The sequence below is a fragment of the Streptomyces sp. NBC_00259 genome (genome assembly GCF_036181745.1).
Taxonomy (GTDB): Bacteria; Actinomycetota; Actinomycetes; order Streptomycetales; family Streptomycetaceae; genus Streptomyces; species Streptomyces pratisoli.
The window spans coordinates 4117371-4135544 of sequence record NZ_CP108080.1; the positions used below are offsets into that span (position 1 = coordinate 4117371).

Annotated in this window: 19 protein-coding genes; 8 read left to right on the plus strand and 11 right to left on the minus strand. The window is 70.4% G+C overall.

Annotated features, from left to right (window positions below):
- The first annotated feature begins 27 nt into the window (after window positions 1-27).
- The gene (locus OG766_RS18535) at window positions 28-1215 is read left to right on the plus strand and encodes a 4-hydroxybenzoate 3-monooxygenase (RefSeq protein WP_266380720.1); all 1188 of its coding nucleotides are present in this window, start codon (window positions 28-30) and stop codon (window positions 1213-1215) included.
- Between the two features lie 39 nt (window positions 1216-1254).
- On the opposite strand, the gene OG766_RS18540 is transcribed toward OG766_RS18535, so the two are convergent.
- The 4 genes from OG766_RS18540 to OG766_RS18555 form a co-directional block, all read right to left on the minus strand.
- Entirely contained in the window at window positions 1255-2538 is a 1284-nt protein-coding gene (locus OG766_RS18540) for a phosphoribosyltransferase family protein (protein ID WP_266380723.1), read from the minus strand.
- 134 nt (window positions 2539-2672) lie between these two features.
- Window positions 2673-3812, minus strand: coding sequence for a sulfite oxidase (locus tag OG766_RS18545; RefSeq protein ID WP_266380726.1), 1140 nt, complete (start codon window positions 3810-3812; stop codon window positions 2673-2675).
- A 38-nt stretch (window positions 3813-3850) separates the two neighbouring features.
- A complete protein-coding gene (locus tag OG766_RS18550) occupies window positions 3851-4687 on the minus strand; it encodes a hypothetical protein (protein WP_266380729.1) in 837 nt (278 codons plus the stop codon).
- Between the two features lie 183 nt (window positions 4688-4870).
- Window positions 4871-5278, minus strand: a complete 408-nt coding sequence (locus OG766_RS18555; RefSeq protein WP_266380731.1) for a hypothetical protein — start codon at window positions 5276-5278, stop codon at window positions 4871-4873.
- 225 nt (window positions 5279-5503) lie between these two features.
- Between OG766_RS18555 and OG766_RS18560 the strand changes: the two genes are divergently transcribed.
- From OG766_RS18560 to rfbD, 6 genes are all read left to right on the plus strand, one after another.
- A complete protein-coding gene (locus OG766_RS18560; protein WP_266380734.1) occupies window positions 5504-5917 on the plus strand; it encodes an STAS domain-containing protein in 414 nt (137 codons plus the stop codon).
- Between the two features lie 66 nt (window positions 5918-5983).
- Window positions 5984-6916 (plus strand): glucose-1-phosphate thymidylyltransferase RfbA, encoded by a 933-nt coding sequence (rfbA, locus tag OG766_RS18565; protein ID WP_266380739.1) that lies wholly within the window; start codon window positions 5984-5986, stop codon window positions 6914-6916.
- Window positions 6913-7545, plus strand: a complete 633-nt coding sequence (locus tag OG766_RS18570) for a dTDP-4-dehydrorhamnose 3,5-epimerase family protein (RefSeq protein WP_266380742.1) — start codon at window positions 6913-6915, stop codon at window positions 7543-7545. The genes rfbA and OG766_RS18570 overlap by 4 nt, the downstream gene beginning before the upstream one ends.
- Window positions 7546-7834: 289 nt before the next feature.
- Window positions 7835-8674 (plus strand): hypothetical protein, encoded by an 840-nt coding sequence (locus OG766_RS18575; RefSeq protein ID WP_328725801.1) that lies wholly within the window; start codon window positions 7835-7837, stop codon window positions 8672-8674.
- 146 nt (window positions 8675-8820) lie between these two features.
- Window positions 8821-9795: a dTDP-glucose 4,6-dehydratase gene (rfbB, locus tag OG766_RS18580; RefSeq protein ID WP_266380749.1), complete on the plus strand. Its 975-nt coding sequence runs from the start codon at window positions 8821-8823 to the stop codon at window positions 9793-9795.
- Window positions 9792-10694, plus strand: a complete 903-nt coding sequence (rfbD, locus tag OG766_RS18585; protein WP_328725802.1) for a dTDP-4-dehydrorhamnose reductase — start codon at window positions 9792-9794, stop codon at window positions 10692-10694. The genes rfbB and rfbD overlap by 4 nt, the downstream gene beginning before the upstream one ends.
- A gap of 91 nt (window positions 10695-10785) precedes the next feature.
- Here rfbD and OG766_RS18590 read toward each other — a convergent pair whose 3' ends face one another.
- The 5 genes from OG766_RS18590 to OG766_RS18610 all read right to left on the minus strand — a co-directional run bounded on the left by OG766_RS18590 (window position 10786) and on the right by OG766_RS18610 (window position 15356).
- Window positions 10786-12060: a glycosyltransferase gene (locus OG766_RS18590; RefSeq protein WP_328725803.1), complete on the minus strand. Its 1275-nt coding sequence runs from the start codon at window positions 12058-12060 to the stop codon at window positions 10786-10788.
- Complete coding sequence (locus OG766_RS18595; protein ID WP_328725804.1) at window positions 12057-12539, minus strand: tetratricopeptide repeat protein; 483 nt, start codon at window positions 12537-12539, stop codon at window positions 12057-12059. Before OG766_RS18595 ends, OG766_RS18590 begins: the two co-directional genes overlap by 4 nt.
- 328 nt (window positions 12540-12867) lie before the next feature.
- On the minus strand, window positions 12868-13608 hold the full coding sequence (locus OG766_RS18600; protein WP_328725805.1) for a PP2C family protein-serine/threonine phosphatase: 741 nt from the start codon (window positions 13606-13608) through the stop codon (window positions 12868-12870).
- Window positions 13609-13621: 13 nt separating this feature from the next.
- Window positions 13622-14791, minus strand: a complete 1170-nt coding sequence (locus OG766_RS18605) for a magnesium and cobalt transport protein CorA (protein ID WP_328725806.1) — start codon at window positions 14789-14791, stop codon at window positions 13622-13624.
- Window positions 14792-14804: 13 nt separating this feature from the next.
- The gene (locus OG766_RS18610) at window positions 14805-15356 is read right to left on the minus strand and encodes a DoxX family protein (protein WP_328725807.1); all 552 of its coding nucleotides are present in this window, start codon (window positions 15354-15356) and stop codon (window positions 14805-14807) included.
- Between the two features lie 223 nt (window positions 15357-15579).
- On the opposite strand from OG766_RS18610, the gene OG766_RS18615 reads away from it, so the two are divergent.
- Window positions 15580-16881 carry a phytase gene (locus tag OG766_RS18615; protein ID WP_443045508.1) on the plus strand — a complete coding sequence of 434 codons (1302 nt, stop codon included), beginning with the start codon at window positions 15580-15582 and terminating at the stop codon, window positions 16879-16881.
- A gap of 73 nt (window positions 16882-16954) precedes the next feature.
- Here OG766_RS18615 and OG766_RS18620 read toward each other — a convergent pair whose 3' ends face one another.
- Together OG766_RS18620 and OG766_RS18625 are read right to left on the minus strand one after the other, a co-directional pair.
- Window positions 16955-17320: a PH domain-containing protein gene (locus OG766_RS18620; RefSeq protein ID WP_328725809.1), complete on the minus strand. Its 366-nt coding sequence runs from the start codon at window positions 17318-17320 to the stop codon at window positions 16955-16957.
- Window positions 17321-17374: 54 nt separating this feature from the next.
- Entirely contained in the window at window positions 17375-18139 is a 765-nt protein-coding gene (locus tag OG766_RS18625; protein ID WP_328725810.1) for a DUF72 domain-containing protein, read from the minus strand.
- Window positions 18140-18174 lie beyond the last annotated feature (35 nt).

Below are 18174 nucleotides of genomic sequence, written 5' to 3' on the forward strand. Positions count from 1 at the left end.
ACCCGGGCGGAGGAGCGAGGAACACTGATGCACACCACCACCGTCGGCATCATCGGCGGCGGCCCTGCCGGGCTGCTCCTGGCCCGGCTCCTGCACAACGCGGGCATCGACAGCGTGGTCCTGGAGCTCCGCGACCGCGCCTACGTCGAACAGCGCCAGCGCGCGGGGATCCTCGAACAGGCCACCGTGGACGCGCTGCGCGCCGCCGGCGCCGGGGCGCGCATGGACGCCGAGGGCATCCCGCACGACGGCATCGAGCTGCGCTTCGGCCGACGCGCGCACCGGATCGACTTCCCCTCCCTCACCGGCGGCCGGAGCGTCATGGTGTACGCGCAGACCGAGGTCGTGAAGGACCTCGTCGCCCTTCAGCTCGCCGAGGGCGACCGGCTCCTCTTCGGGGCCGAGGTCACGTCCGTCGAGGGCGCCGACAGCGACACCCCGGTCGTCCGTTTCGTACACGAAGGCCGCGAGCAGACCCTGAGCTGCGACTACGTCGTCGGCTGCGACGGATTCCATGGCGTGACCAGGGACTCCGTCCCCGAGTCCCTGCGCACCACGTACGAGCGGACGTACCCGTACTCCTGGCTGGGCGTCCTCGCCGAAGCGCCGCCCGTGTACGACGAGTTGGTCTACGCCCATTCGGAGCGCGGCTTCGCCCTCGCCAGCATGCGCTCGGCCACCGTGAGCCGCCTCTACCTCCAGGTGCCGAACGGCACCGACCCCGCCGACTGGTCGAGCGAGCGGATCTGGGACGAGCTCGACGCCCGTTTCGCCCTCGACGGCGACCCGGGCTGGAAGCTGGAGCGCGGCAGGGTGACGTCCAAGGCGGTGCTCCCGATGCGCAGCCATGTCACCGAACCGATGCGGTACGGCCGGGTCCTCCTCGCGGGCGACGCGGCGCACATCGTCCCGCCGACCGGGGCGAAGGGGCTCAACCTGGCCGTCGCCGATGTGGTCGTACTGGCCCGTGCCCTGGCCCGGTGGCGCGAGACCGGCGGGACGGAACTGCTGGACGCCTACTCGGACACGTGCCTGCGGCGGGTCTGGCGGGCGGAGCACTTCTCGTACGCCATGACGACGATGCTGCACACCGGTCCGGCTCAGTCGCCCTTCGAGACGAAGCTCCAGCTGTCGCAGCTGGAGCGGATCGCCACCTCGCCCCACGCGGCAGCCGAACTGGCCGAGAACTACACAGGGTTGCCACTGCCCCGCTGACCCGGCGGGGCGGCGGGCGCGGCGGCCGCCCGGCCCGCACTACGGCTCCTGCGGCGTCAGGTGCATCGTGAACCAGTCGCGGGCGAGCACGGAGACCTCGTCCAGGGCTCCCGGCTCCTCGAAGAGATGCGTCGCTCCCGGCACGACCTCCAGGCGGCACTCGCAGCGCAGCGCCGACCGCGCCTGGCGGTTGAGGTCCAGGACCGTGGTGTCACGGCCCCCGACGATCAGCAGCGTCGGCGCACGTACGCCGGGCAGCCGGGGCCCGGCCAGATCGGGGCGGCCTCCGCGCGAGACGACGGCGCCGACCTCCGGGCCGGCGCCCGATGCCGCCCACAGCGCGGCGGCCGCCCCGGTGGACGCCCCGAAGTAGCCGATCGGAACGGGGGTACGGGTGCGCAGCCACTGGGTGGCGTCCGCGAGCCTGCGGGCGAGGACCTCGATGTCGAAGACGTTCGCACGGTCGTCGGCCTCGGGCTCGGTGAGCAGATCGAAGAGCAGGGTGCCGAGGCCCGCCCGGTTCAGGGCGGTCGCGACCGCCCGGTTGCGCGGGCTGTGCCGGCTGCTCCCGGAGCCGTGGGCGAACATCACTACCGCGGCCGCCCCGTCCGGCAGGGCGAGTTCACCGGCGAGTACGGCCCCGCCCGCGTCCACCGCGACCTCCTCGGACTCCGCCGCCCCCGGCGGATCGGCGGCCGACCGCGCCAGCAGCGTGACGACCTCCTCGTCGGCGGTCTGCGAGAAGTCCCGGTACCACTCCCCGACCGCCGAGAAGGCGCGCGGTGTCGACAGACACACCACCTCGTCCGCCTCGGTGGCCAGCCAGGTGATCGCGTCCGGCGGGGCCACGGGCGCCGCCAGCACCACCCGGGCCGCGCCCTGCGCCCGTACGACCTCGCAGGCCGCCGCGGCCGTCGCCCCGGTCGCGATCCCGTCGTCCACGACGATCACGGTCCGGCCCTTGATGTCGATCCGCGGCCGGTCGGCCCGGAACCGCTCCGCCTGCCGCGTGAGTTCGGCCGCCTCGGCCCGCTCGACCGACGCGATGTCCTTCTCCGAGACATGCCCCCGGCGGACGATGTCGTCGCTGATGATCCGTACCCCGCCCTCGCCGATGGCCCCGAACCCGAGCTCACGGTGGTACGGGACGCCCAGCTTCCGAACGACGATCACATCCAGTGGCGCTCCGAGGGCCCGCGCCACCTGGAAGGCCACCGGCACTCCGCCCCGGGGCAGTCCGAGCACCACGGGATCGGCCTCCCGCAGATGCCGCAGTGCTTCGGCGAGGCGCTGCCCCGCGTCGACGCGATCGGTGAACAGCACGATGGCTCACCCCCAACAGGGGCTCTCCTTCGAACCAACCCCATGGGGGGCGGCTTCGCAACTCGGGAAGATCGGGGAGGCCAGATCGGGAGGGAGGATCGGGAGGATCGGAGGTGCCCCGGCCGCAGCCGGTCTCAGCCGGCTTCCGGCACGCACAGCACGGGCACCCGCTGGACCAGGTTGTTCCCGAAGCCGCCCCGGTTCCACGGCTGCTCGACGGGCTGGGTGCGGCCGTCGCCGTCGGTGGCGCGGGCCACCAGCACATGGTTTCCGGGGGTGGCCGTCCAGGCCGTGTGCCAGTGGCGCCAGGCCCAGGGGTGGCCCTCGGGCGCGGCGAGTGCGGCGTCGTGCCAGGTGCGGCCGTCGTCGGTGCTGACCTCCACCCGTACGACCGGAGCGTGGCCGGACCAGGCCCGCCCCTCCAGCCCGATCCGGCCGGGGCGTACGGCGCGGGCGCGGGTCATGAAGTCGGGAAAGCCCGGCGGGATCATGAGGGCGCGGGGCGCGATGCGTGTGACGGGCTCACCGGGGTCGTCGGCGGACTGCTTGTAGCGGTAGGCGACCGACTGCTGGAAGCCGGTGAAGGGGGTGCTGGTCAGGCTGATGTCCCGCAGCCATTTCACGTGGGCCATGCCGTACCAGCCGGGTACGACCAGCCGCACGGGGTGGCCGTGCTGCGGCGGCAGGGGCGCGCCGTTCATCGCGTACGCCACCAGCACCTCCGGATCGTCACCGGTGGCCACCGGCAGCGGCAGGCTGCGCCGGTAGTCCTGCTCGACGCCGCGCTCCACTCCGTGGTCGGCGCCCGTGAGGACCGCTTCGACGGCGTCCGGCTCCACCTCGGCCTCCTCGAGCAGCACGCGCAGCGGCACACCGGTCCACTCCGCCGTGCCGACCGCCTCCACCAGCCAGGGCTGGCTCACCGGCCGCGGGGTGAGACGGGCGCGGCCGTTGCCGGCGCACTCCATCGTGACGCGATGGGTGACGGAGGGGTACGACCTCAGGGCGACCACGTCCAGCCGCAGCGGTGTCCGCACACGCCCGCCGACGGTGAGGCGCCAGTCGGCGGCCTCGGCCGCGGGAATGTCGTAGTGGACGAGGACGTAGTGCAGTCCCGCGGGCGTCAGCTCGTACCGCAGCGCCTCCAGCGGCATTCCGTGGTTGCGGGCCGCGAGCGCCAGCTCCTCCATGCTGATGCCCTCGCCGGGTTCGGCGACGCGCCCCGGGGCGCTGAAGCCCTCGATGTCCCGGGCCGTGCCCCTGTCCACGTCCATGCCTTCATGGTGCGCCGCCGGGACGTGCGCGGCAGAAGTCATGACCAGGACGCGGTGGAGAACAGGCCACCCAGGCCGAACGATCCCGTGTCGGAGAACTCCATCGGTTCGTCGTTGCGGCGGTGGCGGCCCGAGTACTCGCGGGTGCCGCCCACGTACTCCCGGGAAGACGCCCCCGCGTACTCCCTGGAAGGGGTCGGGTAGTCCCTCGACGTGGTCGTGTAGTCCCTCGGGGTCACCTGGTCGGCCTTCGCCAGCTGGCCCTCCGCCGCGAGGGTCTGCACGCGCTGGAGAACCGTTCTCAGCTCAAGACCCAGTTCGTTCGCGACGACCTGCAGATCCAGGCCCGAGTGCCAGCTCCACACCAGGACCGAGTCCATCGAGGGCGACCAGACGGGACCTGTCGTCTGAGCCGGCTCGGCCCAGATCGGCTCCTCGGGGGGCGCGGCGGGATACGAGGTGGTGGACGTGGGATATGAACTGCTCGGCTGGGAATATGAACTGCCCGTCGGGGAATAGGAACTGCCTGTCTGAGAATAGGAAGTGCCCATCTGGGGCGGCGGTGCGGGGTAGGGAGGCGACGCCGGCGCCGGATTCGGGTCGGTCCGGGGAAACGGCACCTGAACCTCCGGGACCGGCTGCCCGGGCTCACCGTTCATATCGGCAGACGAGTCCGACATTCGCGTCAGCAGATTAGCCGCCACGGTGCGCGCTCCTTCCCGGCCGACCGTTCTGCGGGCAACCCTGACCTCGCGTTCGGCCAGGCCCATCATGCCGGCGACGGTGCCGTCGTCGCCGACGACCACGGCGAATGCGGCCAGCATCCTCGTACGGTCGGCCTGGGCCTCGTCGAGTGCGCTCTGCGCCAGTCGCACCCGGTCGTCGCTGGTGCAGAAGGCATTCGCAAGGACTGTATTTCTTTCCCACAACTCACGCGGTTCCACATACGCACAAACGCTCCTCCTACCCCCGGGACTCGCGGTTGCGCCAGAATTCACACGAAGAGCTCCAATGGCTCAAGTTTTCGCGATTCCGTGCCGTAGACAGGAGCCGGCGCACTACCGGGGCCTCGGGAGGCGCCCGACGGCGTTCGGCGGGACCGGCCGTCCGCGCCTGCCCGACCCCATCTCCGCCTCGTCCCCGGGCACCGGCGGCGCGGGGTCCCGTTCGAGTCGCAGCATGCACAGGGTCCGCTGGGTGTCCTCCTCGAAGGCCCTGCTGGAGGCGAGCCTGTCCCACTGCAGATCGCGGGCGCCGGGCAGCATGGCTCCGCGCGCCCGCCATTCGGCCACCAGCTGTACGTACAGCGGTGTCTGCGTGAGTTCGCCCGGGCTGTAGGGGCGAGGCAGGGAGGCTTCCGGGTGGACCGGGCGGCGTTCCCAGACGCGCACCCCCGTCTGAGGAGCGGGCGGGGCGAGGGGATTCGGGCCGTCGGAAGAGACCGGTGAAGTGCTGGAAGAATTCATCAATGACGAAACGATTTCCCGTGCCGATGGACACGTCGGCCCCCTGAGCACAGCATAGGGTGGTCGTTGGCGAGGCCAGTTGATAGGGAAAGCAGATCGCGCGGCGGGGCCGAAAGGAACTGCCCGGACGTCACCCGTTTGGATCGAACCCGGGTGCAGTTCACCGCACTTTTGCGGTAGTTGTAGAGCGGCATTTGGGCGCATACCGCGAAGGGGTGCAATAGTGTGAACGTTGCGGAATCGGTAGCGGTGCATTCAGGTCCGACCGATCCTGGCCGATGCGGCGCGCCCGACCGGCGGAACGGCCTGCCGGCGATCTCCGACTGCCGGACGATCGACCGCACGCTCGTCATTGCCCTGCGAGGCGTGATCGACGAGGACAGCGTGTACCCCTTGCGGCTGATGCTGACGGTCGGCGTGAAGTCCGGCTACACGCGTCTCGTGGTGGATTGCGCGGACATCACGGAATGCGACAAGGAGCTGCTCGAACTATTTCTGTCCTGGAAGCGCAACGGGCGGAATATCGTCCTCGTCCATCCGTCCCGCTCGGTGTGCAATCTGATTGCGACCGAGATTTCTCGGCGGCTTTTCATCTGTGCGCTTTCGGTCAAACAGGCGCTGGATCTGATGGGGCGATGAAGGGGAATTCCGGGCCGTAGTGCGTGGCGGTCCCTTATACGGCAGCAGTGGACCTATGGTGACGCCATGCGCGGAATTCTGTTGGCCGGCGGCACCGGCTCGCGACTGTGGCCGTTGACCCGCTCGGTGTCCAAGCAGCTGCTGCCGGTCTTCGACAAACCCATGGTCTATTATCCGCTTTCCACACTGGTGATGGCCGGGATCAGCGAGATCCTGATCATCACCACCCCCGAGGACCAGCATCAGTTCCGGCTGCTTCTCGGGGACGGCGACCAACTGGGTCTGCGACTCTCCTATCTGACGCAGGAACGCCCGGAGGGCATCGCCCAGGCGTTCCTGCTGGGCGCGGACTTCATCGGTGACGAGTCGGTCGCCCTGATCCTGGGCGACAACATCTTCCACGGCAGCGGCCTGGGCACGCGGCTGGCCCACCACGAGGGGATGACGGGCGGCAGGGTGTTCGCCTATCAGGTCGCCAATCCCTCCGCCTATGGAGTGGTGGAGTTCGACGAGCTGGGCCGGGCGCTGTCCATCGAGGAGAAGCCGGCCCGGCCGAAATCCCGCTACGCCGTGCCCGGACTCTATTTCTATGACAATCATGTCGTGGACATCGCCCGGAGCCTGCGTCCCAGCGCACGGGGCGAGTTGGAGATCACCGACCTCAACCAGGTCTATCTGAGGTCAGGAACCCTGCAGGTCACCCGGCTGGACCGGGGCACCGCCTGGCTCGACACCGGAACCTTCGCGTCGATGGTGCAGGCCTCGGAGTTCGTCCGGGTGATCGAGGAGCGTCAGGGCTTCAAGGTCGGCTGTGTCGAGGAAGCGGTCTGGCGGGCCGGCCTGATCGACGACGACCGGCTCCGGGCACTGGCCGAGCCACTGCTCAAGAGCGGGTACGGACAGTACCTGCTGGGTCTGCTGGACGACTCCTGGTCCACGGTCACGCCCCAGCGGGGAAGCGGTTCGCCGCGCCACCTGTGGAAGGAGCCCGTCTCGTGAGACCGCTCGGCATCGAGGGCGCCTGGGTGGACACACCCAGAGTCTTCCCCGACCACAGGGGCCGCTTCCACGAGTGGTTCAGGATCGACCGGTTCCGTGAGGTCACCGGCCAGGAACTCCGGCTGGAGCAGGCGAACTGCTCCCGCTCCGTGCGCGGCACTCTGCGGGGCATTCACTACGCCTCGGTCCCGCCCGGGCAGGCCAAATACGTCACCTGCGTCAGCGGCGCCGTCCTCGACGTGATCGTCGACATCCGTACCGGCTCCCCAACCTTCGGCGCCTGGGAGGCGGTTCGCCTCGACGATGCGGACCACCGTTCCGTCTACCTCTCGGAGGGACTGGGCCACGCCTTCATGGCTCTGGAGGAGCACTCCACCGTCGTCTATCTGTGTTCCCGGGGATATGCGCCGCAGCGTGAGTTCGGGATTCACCCGTTCGATCCGACGCTGGCCATCGACTGGCCCGACGGACTTGTGCCCGAGCTCTCGGAGAAGGACGCCGCGGCGCCCACGCTCGTGGAGGCCGAGCGACAGGGATTGTTGCCCTCCTACGAGGAGTGCGTCGCCCATCGCCGGGATCTGCGGGCCGGTGGATCGACGGGACGATCGGCGGCGGTGACGCCGGCGTAGCGCATGTGCGGCGTTCTTTCTTTCATTCTGCAACTGCAATTTCACCGACGAGTCTTGAGTTCGCCCGGGCAATCGCCGCCGCTCGGGTGATCTCTACTGCGACACGGGCTCGGCTCGTAATCATGAAATCGCGGAGAGTGAAGAATGAGCCTTGTCCGTGGCTATGGGCGACGTGACCCGCATGCGAATTGAACGCGCTTGATGGAGCGCGTGCGCCTGCGCTGTGGTCACTCCAAGTTCCGTGAGGAAAGGTTCTCTGGTGAGCCGTAAAACCATCCGTAGTTCCCGCATGAAATCCGCAACGCTGGTTTCGGCGGGCGTCCTTGCCGTTGCGCTCAACGTTGTCCCGAGCACGGTGGCCATCGCCGACGCGATCGACCGGTCCGGTACCGGGCACAGTATGGGTCTGCCGGGCCCGAACGGTGTCACGACCGCGGACCGCGACAGGGACCGCGACCGCGGACCGCAGGGCAGGCCGGGTGTCCAGGGCCCCCAGGGTGTTCCGGGTGCGCCGGGCGTCCAGGGCCCGCAGGGGGATGACGGCGTCGGTACGCCGGGTCCGCAGGGCCCGCAGGGTGCGTTCGGCGGCCCGCAGGGGCCCCAGGGCGCCCCGGGTCTTGACGGCGACGACGGTGCCCAGGGCCCGCAGGGTACCGCGGGTCTTGACGGCGACGACGGTGCCCAGGGCCCGCAGGGTACCTCGGGCGTTGACGGCGACGACGGTGCCCAGGGCCCGCAGGGTACCTCGGGCGTTGACGGCCTCGACGGTGCCCAGGGCCCGCAGGGTACCTCGGGCGTTGACGGCCTCGACGGTGCCCAGGGTCCGCAGGGCGCACTGGGCCCGCAGGGTGTCCAGGGCGGGGCCGAGCTCGACACCTACGTGGTCACCGCGACGGAGGACCTCCCCCTCGTGAGCGTTCCGGCCACGGCGACCGTTGACTGCATCGGCAACGACGTCGCCCTCGGCGGCGGGCACAGCATCGACTACGTCCTCGGCCTCGGCGTCAACGTCGAGCAGAGCGCTCCGGTGGTGGCCGGCGACGTTGCCACGGGCTGGCAGACCCGCGTCACCGGCGCGGCCGGTGTGCAGGGCACCTTCACCGTCCACGCGATCTGCCACGACGTGTAGTGACCGTGTGAGCGGCGGTGCGGTTCCGGCCGCCCGCCTCGTACCGGAACGATTGACGGTGCCCCGGGGCTTCGGCTTCGGGGCACCGTCGCCGTTTTCCCGTTCCAGCGGGAAAAGGCAGAAGACGACAGAGAATTCGGAGAACCATGCGCATCCTCGTGACCGGCGGCGCCGGCTTCATCGGTTCGGAATTCGTCCGCCGGCAGCTGAATTCGGACCCGGCGGTGCGGATCACGGTCCTCGACAAACTCACCTATTCCGGGGTCGAGGCCAATCTGGCACCGGTGTCGGGGCACCCGGGATACCGCTTCGTACGGGGTGACATCTGCGACCCCGACATGGTCGACCACGTCATGGCGGGCCAGGATGCGGTGGTGCATTTCGCGGCCGAGTCGCACGTGGACCGGTCGATCGAGGGAGCCGGCCCCTTCGTCCGCACCAATGTGCTCGGTACCCAGGTGCTGCTCGACGCGGCCCACCGCCACGGCGTCGGACGCTTCGTGCACGTCTCCACCGACGAGGTGTACGGCTCGATCAGCGAGGGCTCGTGGACCGAGGAGTGGCCGCTCGCGCCGAACTCGCCGTACTCCGCGTCCAAGGGCGGGGCCGATCTGCTGGCGCTCGCCTGCCACCGCACCCACGGCCTGGACGTCGTGGTCACCCGCTGCTCCAACAACTACGGGCCGTACCAGTTCCCGGAAAAGGTCATTCCGCTCTTCATCACCAACCTGATCGACGGCAGCACGGTCCCCCTGTACGGGGACGGCCGCAACATCCGTGACTGGCTGCACGTCTCCGACCACTGCCGGGGCATCGAACTGGTCCTGCGTGGCGGGAAGCCCGGGGAGGTCTACAACATCGGCGGCGGGACCGAGGTGAGCAACCACAAGCTGACCGGCCTGCTGCTGGACGCGGTGGGCGCGGGCTGGGACCGGGTCGAGTACGTGGCCGACCGCAAGGGCCACGACCTGCGCTACTCACTCGACGACAGCAAGATCCGTGAACAGCTCGGCTACGCCCCGCAGGTCGACTTCGCGGAGGGCCTGGCCGCCACCGTCGCCTGGTACCGCGAGCACCGCTCGTGGTGGGAGCCGCTCAAGGGGACGGCGTCGCGCGGATGACGACGAGCTGGCTGGTGACGGGCGCGGGCGGAATGCTCGGCCGGGACGTGCTGGCGGAACTCGCCGCCGATCCGGACGCGATGGCGACGGGAGCGGGCCGCGACCGGCTCGACATCACCGACCCGGTGGCCGCGCACGCCGCCGTCGCCGGTCACCATGTGGTCGTCAACTGCGCGGCCTGGACGGACGTCGACGGCGCCGAGTCGGCCGAGGCGGCGGCCACCGCCGTGAACGGCACCGGCGTGCGCCATCTCGCACGGGCCTGCGCCGGAGGCGGCGCCGTCCTGGTACACGTTTCCACCGACTACGTCTTCCCCGGCGATGCCCGGCAGCCGTACGTCGAGGACGCGCCGACCGGCCCCGTCAACGCCTACGGGCGAGGCAAGCTGGCGGGGGAGCGGGCGGTGGCCGAGCTGCTGCCCCGCACCGGCTACACCGTGCGCACCGCCTGGCTCTACGGCGCGCACGGCCGCAACTTCGTGAGCACCATGCTGCAGCTCGCCGCCCGGCGCGAGACCCTGGACGTGGTGGCCGACCAGTACGGCCAGCCGACCTGGTCCCGCGCGCTCGCCCGGCAACTGGTCGCGCTCGGCCGTGCCGCGCTGGCGGGCCGGGCACCGGCAGGCGTCTATCACGGCACCGCGGCGGGCCGCACCACGTGGTACGGCCTGGCCCGGGAGACCTTCCGGCTGAGCGGCCTCGATCCCGAGCGGATCCGCCCGGTGGGCTCCGGGGCTTTCCCGCGCCCCGCCACCCGCCCGGCGTTCGGCGTCCTCGGCCACGAAAGCTGGTCGCGTACCGGGCTCGCGCCCCTGCCGCAGTGGGACGAGCAGCTGACAGCGGCCCTGGACACCCCGGCCTTCGCCGCTCTGGCCGCCACGGCACGCATCGGCGGCTGACCCGGCGGCGGCCAGGCCCACGACGACAAGCAGAGGCGCCCGGTGGAAGCTGTCAGCTTCCGCCGGGCTCCTCTGCGTCAGGCATCGGGGATCAGACCCGCAGCGGGCCGCCGCAGCGGGCCGCGCCCTCCTTCATCGCGATGAGGTTCGCCACCACGTAGGAGATGTTGTTCTTGGAGTGCCAGTCGGTCGGGTAGTAGGTGACCAGCCGGGAGTTCTGGAACCTCGCCTCGATCTCGGGGACGAAGGTCCGGTACTGGTTGTCCGTGTAGTACCAGAAGGAGTTCTCGTTGTAGAACGCGACGTGCGTCGGGTCCTGGTACGCGCCGCGGCCGTCCGCGCTGGGCGTCATGGTGAGGAGCATGCCGCCGGGCGCCAGCAGCCGGTACAGCTCGTTGATCAGCGGCACCTTGGCGGGCACGTGCTCCAGGAAGTCCACCGCCCGCATCAGCCCGACCGAGTTGTCGGGCAGGTCCAGCTGGTCGGGCAGGGTCGCGACGATGTCGACGCCCTCTCCCGGGTACTGGTCCACGCCCAGGTAGCCCGGCGGCTTGCGGTGGGCCGCACCGAGGTCCAGCGCGAGCAGGCCGCGGCGCTGGGTCCAGGCGAGTGCGTTGGCCTCGATGTACTTGTCGTAGAGGGCGACCGTCTCGCGCTGGATGTGCGCGTTGATCTCCGGATCGCGCTGGGTGTTGGCGGGGTGGATCCGCTGCAGGTAGAGGCAGCGCGGGATGTGGTGGAAGTCGCCTGCCTGGAAGAGCCGGCACATCAGGTCCTGGTCGTCCAGGACCGTGCGGGTGGCGTCGTAGCCGCCGACCTTCTCGTAGGCGTCCTTGCGGAACGCCCGTACGTGGTTGGGCGCGTACCAGATGTAGGAGACGTTGTGCGGCGTCGGGGCCATGGACATCGCGGCCAGCAGCTTGCGGCCGTCGACCGTCACCTCTTCGTACTGCCAGCCGTGCGACTCGTTGAAGCGGGAGTCGTCCCGGTCCCCGTCCTCGGTGATCTGCGCGGTGTTGCTGTAGACGAAGACGGTGTCCGGGTGCTCGTCGAACGCCTCGGCGAGCTCCGCCAGGCAGTCCTTCGCCAGGAGGTCGTCGTGGTCGAGTTCCACGAGGATCTCGCCGCGAGCGATCTCACAGGCCCGCCGCTTGGCGGCCCCGACGCCGCGGACGTCGTCCGCGATCTCCACACGGACCCGGTCGTCGGGTTGCTCCGGCCGCCAGCGGGCGCCGTTGTTGAGCAGGACGATCCACTCCCAGTCCGAACAGGTCTGTGCCTGCAAGGTCGTCAGGCACTCGTCGAGAAAACGCGGCCGGTGACTGGGGGTGAAGACGGAGAACCTCGGTGTCGCAGTCGACGTCATCTGGTGCTACCTGCTTGGCTCGTGGAGGGTGATGGGCTGGCGGAATCCTTGAACGGTTCCGGTACTTGGGAGTGCAGCGACGGATCGAGCGCGACGGCGCGGCGGAACGAGTCCCGCGCGTCGTCGTCCTGGTCCTTCTTCGCCAGTGCCAGCCCGAGGCGCAGATGGGCCGTGGAGGCCTTCGGGTTGACGGCAATGGCGCGCCTCAGAAGCTGGACGGCCCGTTCGGGCTCGCTCGATTCGAGCAGCACCGCCTCGTTGAACAGGGCGGATGTGTACGCGGGGTCGATCTTCAACGCCTTGTCGTAGGCGTCGCGGGCGTCGGTCGCCTTGCCGTCCTGGTGAGCCAGGACGCCCAGGTTGTACCAGGCGATCTTGTTCCGGGGATCCAGCTTCAGCACGCGTCTGAAGGTCCTCTCCGCGCCTTCGCGGTCCTGGTACCGGGACTGGGCGAGACCGGTCTCCAGGAGCACGTTCACCCGCGTCGCCTTCCCGGTCGGCGCCGAGTCGGATCCGGAGAGCGAGGTCGCGTCCGGCCGGGACTGGACCGCCCAGACGGAAGCTCCGCCGGCAATCACGGCCGCTGCGCCGAGCCCTGCCCACAATCGCCTACGTTTCACTGGGTCACATCTCAGGGGTCGGGAGGGACGGTGAACCGGAGTCCGAACCACCGCCATTGCCGCCAAAGTTACGAGGTGACCGTTATGTCGTCACCTGTCGCCCGGGAGTTGGGCCGTACATACCACCCGAACGTACGCATCCCGGATGTGGTGTCCCGTGAATTTCGGGGTATCTGTGGCTTCTTGGCTACTCGCCGATGCGGACCAGCGCGAGGGTGATGTTGTCCGGGCCCCCGGCCTCGATCGCCGCCTTCCACAGCTCGTAGGCGGCCCGGCCGTCGTCGTGCACCCGCAGCAGGCTGTGGATGTCCTCGTCCGGCACCGGATCGGTCAGGCCGTCCGTGCACACCAGATAGCGGTCACCCGTGTTCAGCGCGGTGGCCGAGACATGGGGGGTGACGGCCGTGTACGCGGTGCTGCCGCCGAGCGTCTGGGTGACCGCCGACGTGGTGCGGTGTCCCGGTCGTGGCGGCGGGCTGTCGTCCACGCTCACCTGACGCAGGTCGTCCTTCGACGTGTGGAAGACCTTGCTGTCGCCGACGTTGAACGTCAGCATCGAGTCCCCCAGGACGACGGTGCCGGCGATCGTCGTGCCCATCGTGACCAGGTCCGGATCGCCCTCGGCGGCCGAGTACACGAGGCGGTTGCACAGGGTCAGGGCCTCGCGGACCGCCTCCTCGCCGGTCAGTGAGGCGCCGAGCGAGGCCAGCCGGCGGACGACCAGCGCGCTCGCCACCTCCCCGGCCGGCTGTCCGCCGAGCCCGTCGGCGACCGCGACGACGAGAGGTGTGCCGAGAGGGAACAGCAGCGTCTGCGGGTTCTCGGTCACGGTGCCGCACAGCGTCCAGGGGCCGATGACCAGGCTGTCCTCGTTGTGCTCGCGGATCAGCCCGACATCGCTGAGGGCGGTGACGGCTACGTACGGCATCGCGGGCCCCGTCTCACAGCCAGTCCCGGTGCTTGAAGACCACGTACAGGCTGATGCACACGAGGATCATCAGCGCGAGGGCGAACGGGTAGCCGAACCGCCAGTCCAGCTCGGGCATGTTGACGAAGTTCATGCCGTAGACGGTGCCGATGAGGGTGGGCGCGAAGAGGATGGCCGCCCAGCTGGAGATCTTCTTGATCTCGTTGTTCTGCGCGTGGCCGGCCTCCGCCAGCATCTTCATCTCCTCGTTCTGCGCCTGGGAGACCAGCGTGGCGTTGACGGTGAGGATGTCGCCGAGCATCTGCCGGAAGCCGTTCACCCGCTCCACCACGGTCGTGGCGTGGTCGGCCACGTCCCGCAGATAGCGCTGCAGTTCCTCGTCGGTGCGGTACTTCTGGAAGCCCGCCTGAAGCCCGTTCATGATCGTCAGGAGTGGCCGGGTGGCGCGCTGGAAGTCGACGACCTCGCGCGACAGCTCGTAGATCCGGCGGGACACCTTCGGGTCGCCGCCGAACACCTCGGTCTCGATCTCGTCGATGTCGTGCTGGAGACCGGCGACGACGGGCGCGTATCCGTCGACCACCGCGTCCAGGATCGCGTAGAGCACGGCCTCGGGGCCGAGTGCCAGCAGCTCCGGATCGCCCTCCAGGCGGTGGCGGACGTCCGCGAGGTCCGGGGCCTGGCTGTGCCGTACGGTCAGCACGAACTCCGGGCCGACGAAGATGTGGATCTCCCCGAAGTCCACCTCCTCGACCTCGTCCATGTAGCGGGCCGAGCGCAGCACCACGAAGAGCGTCTTGCCGTACCGCTCCAGCTTGGGGCGCTGATGGGCCACGATGGCGTCCTCGACGGCCAGCTCGTGCAGTCCGAACTGCTCCGCGGCTTCCCACAGCTGCGCGGGCGACGGGCGGAACAGTCCGATCCAGGCCATGGTGCCCGGCTCACCCGGAAGCCGGTCGTAGATCTCGGCCAGCGAGGAGGGCGTCTCCACCCGCTGCCCGTCGCGGTAGATCGCGGCGTCCACGACGCTGCGTTCCAGCGGTACGGGCTCCTGGGGGCCGTGCTCCGTCCATGGATCCATCGAGTGCTCGGGGGCCGGGTCGGTCTGCTGCCCGGTCCCGTGAGCGGGCGGGCGGAGCGGCCATCTGCCCGCCCGTGCCGCGCGTGCACGCCAGTCGGACATCACCTGCACCTCGCTACTTCAGCGCCAGCACGATGACGGCGCCGACGACTCCGGCGACCAGGGCGAATCCCGCCGGGAGCCAGCCGCCGTCCCGCCATGGGAAGCGGGCGTCGAGCGAGAGGCGGCGCGGGCCCACGGCAGCGATGGTGAGCGCGCCGACGGCCAGGGTCATCGGGTACGAGAAGGCGGGGCCGGCGGCGGACCACAGCGCGATGGCGGGAGCCACCGACATCGCGTTGATCATGACGCCGACCGCGGCCGCCGCGGCGAGCGGGGTCAGGAAACCCACGGCCAGTCCCAGGCCGCCGAGGAACTCGGAGATCCCGGCCAGCGCGGCGAAGAAGATGCCGGGGTCGTAGCCGATCTGGTCGAATCCCTTGGCCGTGGCGTCCAGGCCCGGCCCGCCGAACCAGCCGAAGAGTTTCTGGGCGCCGTGGCCTGCCAGGATCACGCCGACGGTGAGCCGGAGCAGGAGCATCCCGACGTCGGTGGCGCTCAGCGCCGCCGGTGCGGCGCCCGTGCCGGGGCCGCCGGAGTGACGGGCACGCTCGGTGGGGGGTTTCATGGTGGTGTCACCTCCTGAGCCGGGACCGCGGGTCCCGGCGATCGTGCTCCGGCGGTCGTGCGCCAGGTGTCGGAGCCTCACCACCGATACTGCCCCCCTCGACGGAAGTGGGCCAAGTTCACGACGTGCACACGCGGTCACCGTGTGCCGGACGCCGGGCGGTCACCTCCCGCTTCCACGCTCACCGGGAAGTCGTCATGTTCCCGACATGGAGGAGTGCTCTGTGAGCAGGCCCCATCCCGCCCGGGCGGTCACCGTCGCCCTGGGCCTGGTTCTCGTGGCGTCCGGTGCGGCCATGCCGGCCGTGGCGGGTACCCCCGCTCCACTGCCGGCCGTCACCCCCCGGGCCGAGGCGCCCACGCTGTACGACGACGAGGCGGGCGGCAACGCCAACGCGGACGACCCCGCGATCTGGCGCAACACCGCCGACCCGGGCCGCAGCCTGGTGATCGCGACGGCCAAGGAAGGCGGACTGCGCGTCTACGACCTCGACGCCCGCCAGGTGCAGTCGATCCCGGCGCCCCCGTCCGCCCGTCCGGGTGACGCGCCCGGTCGCTTCAACAACGTGGATCTGGTGCACCGGCTGCGGCTTCCGTCCGGACGGGCGGACATCGCCGTGACCACCGACCGCGGCCACGACCGCCTGCGCTTCCACCGCATCGACCGCGGGCGCCCCGGCGGGCCGCTCACCGACATCACCGACCCCGCCGCGCCCCCAGTCTTCTCAGCCGGTCAGGACGAGATCAACGAGCAGCGGACCGCCTACGGCCTGGCCACCTGGACCGACCCGGCGAGCGGCCGCGCGTACGCCCTGGTCAGCCGCCGCAACCGCACCGGCCTCGCCCTGCTGGAGCTGCGTCCCACGGCCGCCGGCACGGTCACGTACCGCACGGTCCGCACCCTGGACCTCCCGGCCTCCTTCCGGCTGCCGAACGGCACCACGTGGGCGCCGTGCGGCGAACCCGGCGAGCAGGCCCAGGTCGAGGGCATGGTCGTCGACCCGGCCAACGGCATGCTCTACGCGGGTCAGGAGGACGTCGGTATCTGGCGCGTACGGGCCGATCTCACCGGCACGCCGAAGCTCGTCGACAAGGTGCGTGAGTACGGCGTCCCGGGTGTCTACGACGAGGCGACCGAGGAGTGCGTCCCCGGCGCCGACCCGGGCTTCGGCGGCGCGCGCCTGTCGGCCGACGTCGAGGGGCTGACCCTGCTCACCGAGCCCGAGGGCGACGGCTACCTCCTGGCCTCCAGCCAGGGCGACGACACCTTCGCCGTGTACGACCGCGACCCGCGCGACGGCAACGACTACGAGGGCGGCTTCCGCGTCACCGCCGCCTCGGCCGCCCTCGACGGCTCCGAGGAGTCCGACGGCGCGGCCGTGCTCAACGCGCCCCTCGGCGCGAAGTACCCGAAGGGGCTGCTCGTCGTCCAGGACGGGCACGACACCCCGGGCGACGGCGACCGTGAGGCCACGGGCTTCAAGTTCGTCGACCTCGGCGAGGTCGTGAAGCGCATCGACGACTGACGTCACGACGGCCGTCCGTGACGGTACGGCGAGGGCGCCCCGGCCGGTGGGCCGGGGCGCCCGTTCCGTACCGCTAGCGCGCCACGAACTGCGTGAGGATGGCCTGCACCTCGTAGATGTCGACGCCCTTGGTGAAGGTCTTCTGGATCGGCGCGGGGCTGCCCGAGATCCAGATCTTGAGCTCCGCGTCCATGTCGAACGTGCCCGCGGTCTCCACCGCGAAGTGCGTGATGCTCCGGTACGGCACCGAGTGGTACTCCACCTTCTTGCCGGTGATCCCCTGCTTGTCCACGAGGATGAGCCGGCGGTCGGTGAACAGGATGGTGTCGCGGATCAGCAGGAACGCGGCGTGCACCTGCTCCCCCTGCCCCAGCAGCCGCGAGAAGTCCTGCTGTGCCTTTGCCGGATCGACGGTGTGCGCGTTTCCGAACAGTGCCATGAGAGGCCCCCCACTCATTGAAGTTGCACGATCTTCGCACTGTAGTACGGAAGGTCAGGTAGGGGGCGTACGGGTCACCGTTCGGCCCGCCGTGGCCGCGGCCCGCGCGAAGGCCACGGCGTCCACGACGGCCGCACCGCCCACGTCGTTGTTGAAGTACACGTGCACGTCGGCCTCGTCGGGCCAGGCCTCGGCGATGCGCCCGACCCAGGACGTCAGGGCCTGGCGGCCGTAGCGCGGCGGGGGCTGGGCGAGGCCCCCGTGGAAGCGCACGTATCCCCAGGGCGCGGTACGCCAGAGCGGTGCCACGGGACGCGACCCCCGGTCCGCCCAGCACAGCGCGCTGCCGTGCCGTTCGAGCACCGAACGCAACTCCCGCTCGGCGTCCCACCAGGAGGGGTGGCGCAGCTCGACGGCGACCCGGACGCGGCCGGGGAAGCAGCGGAGGCATGCGTCCAGAGCGGCGGTGTCCTCGCGGAAGTTCGGCGGCAGTTGCAGCAGGACGGGTCCCAGGCGGCCGCCGAGGCCCTCGGCCCGGTCCATCAGCCGGCCCACCGGCTCCTCGGGGTCGTGCAGCCGTTTCAGATGCGTCAGATAGCGGCTGGCCTTGACCGCCATGACGAATCCGTCCGGCGTGCGCTCCCGCCAGGAGGCGAAGACCTCCCTGGTGGGGAGCCGGTAGAAGGCGTTGTTGTTCTCCACCGTGGCGAACCGGTGTGCGTACTCCTCCAGCCACAGCCGTTGCGGCTGCCGGGGCGGATAGAGAACGCCGCGCCAGTCCTTGTACTGCCACCCCGAGGTTCCGACGAGCAAGGGCATGGCCGGATCCGTGCCCGGGGGGCGACGGGACGTAC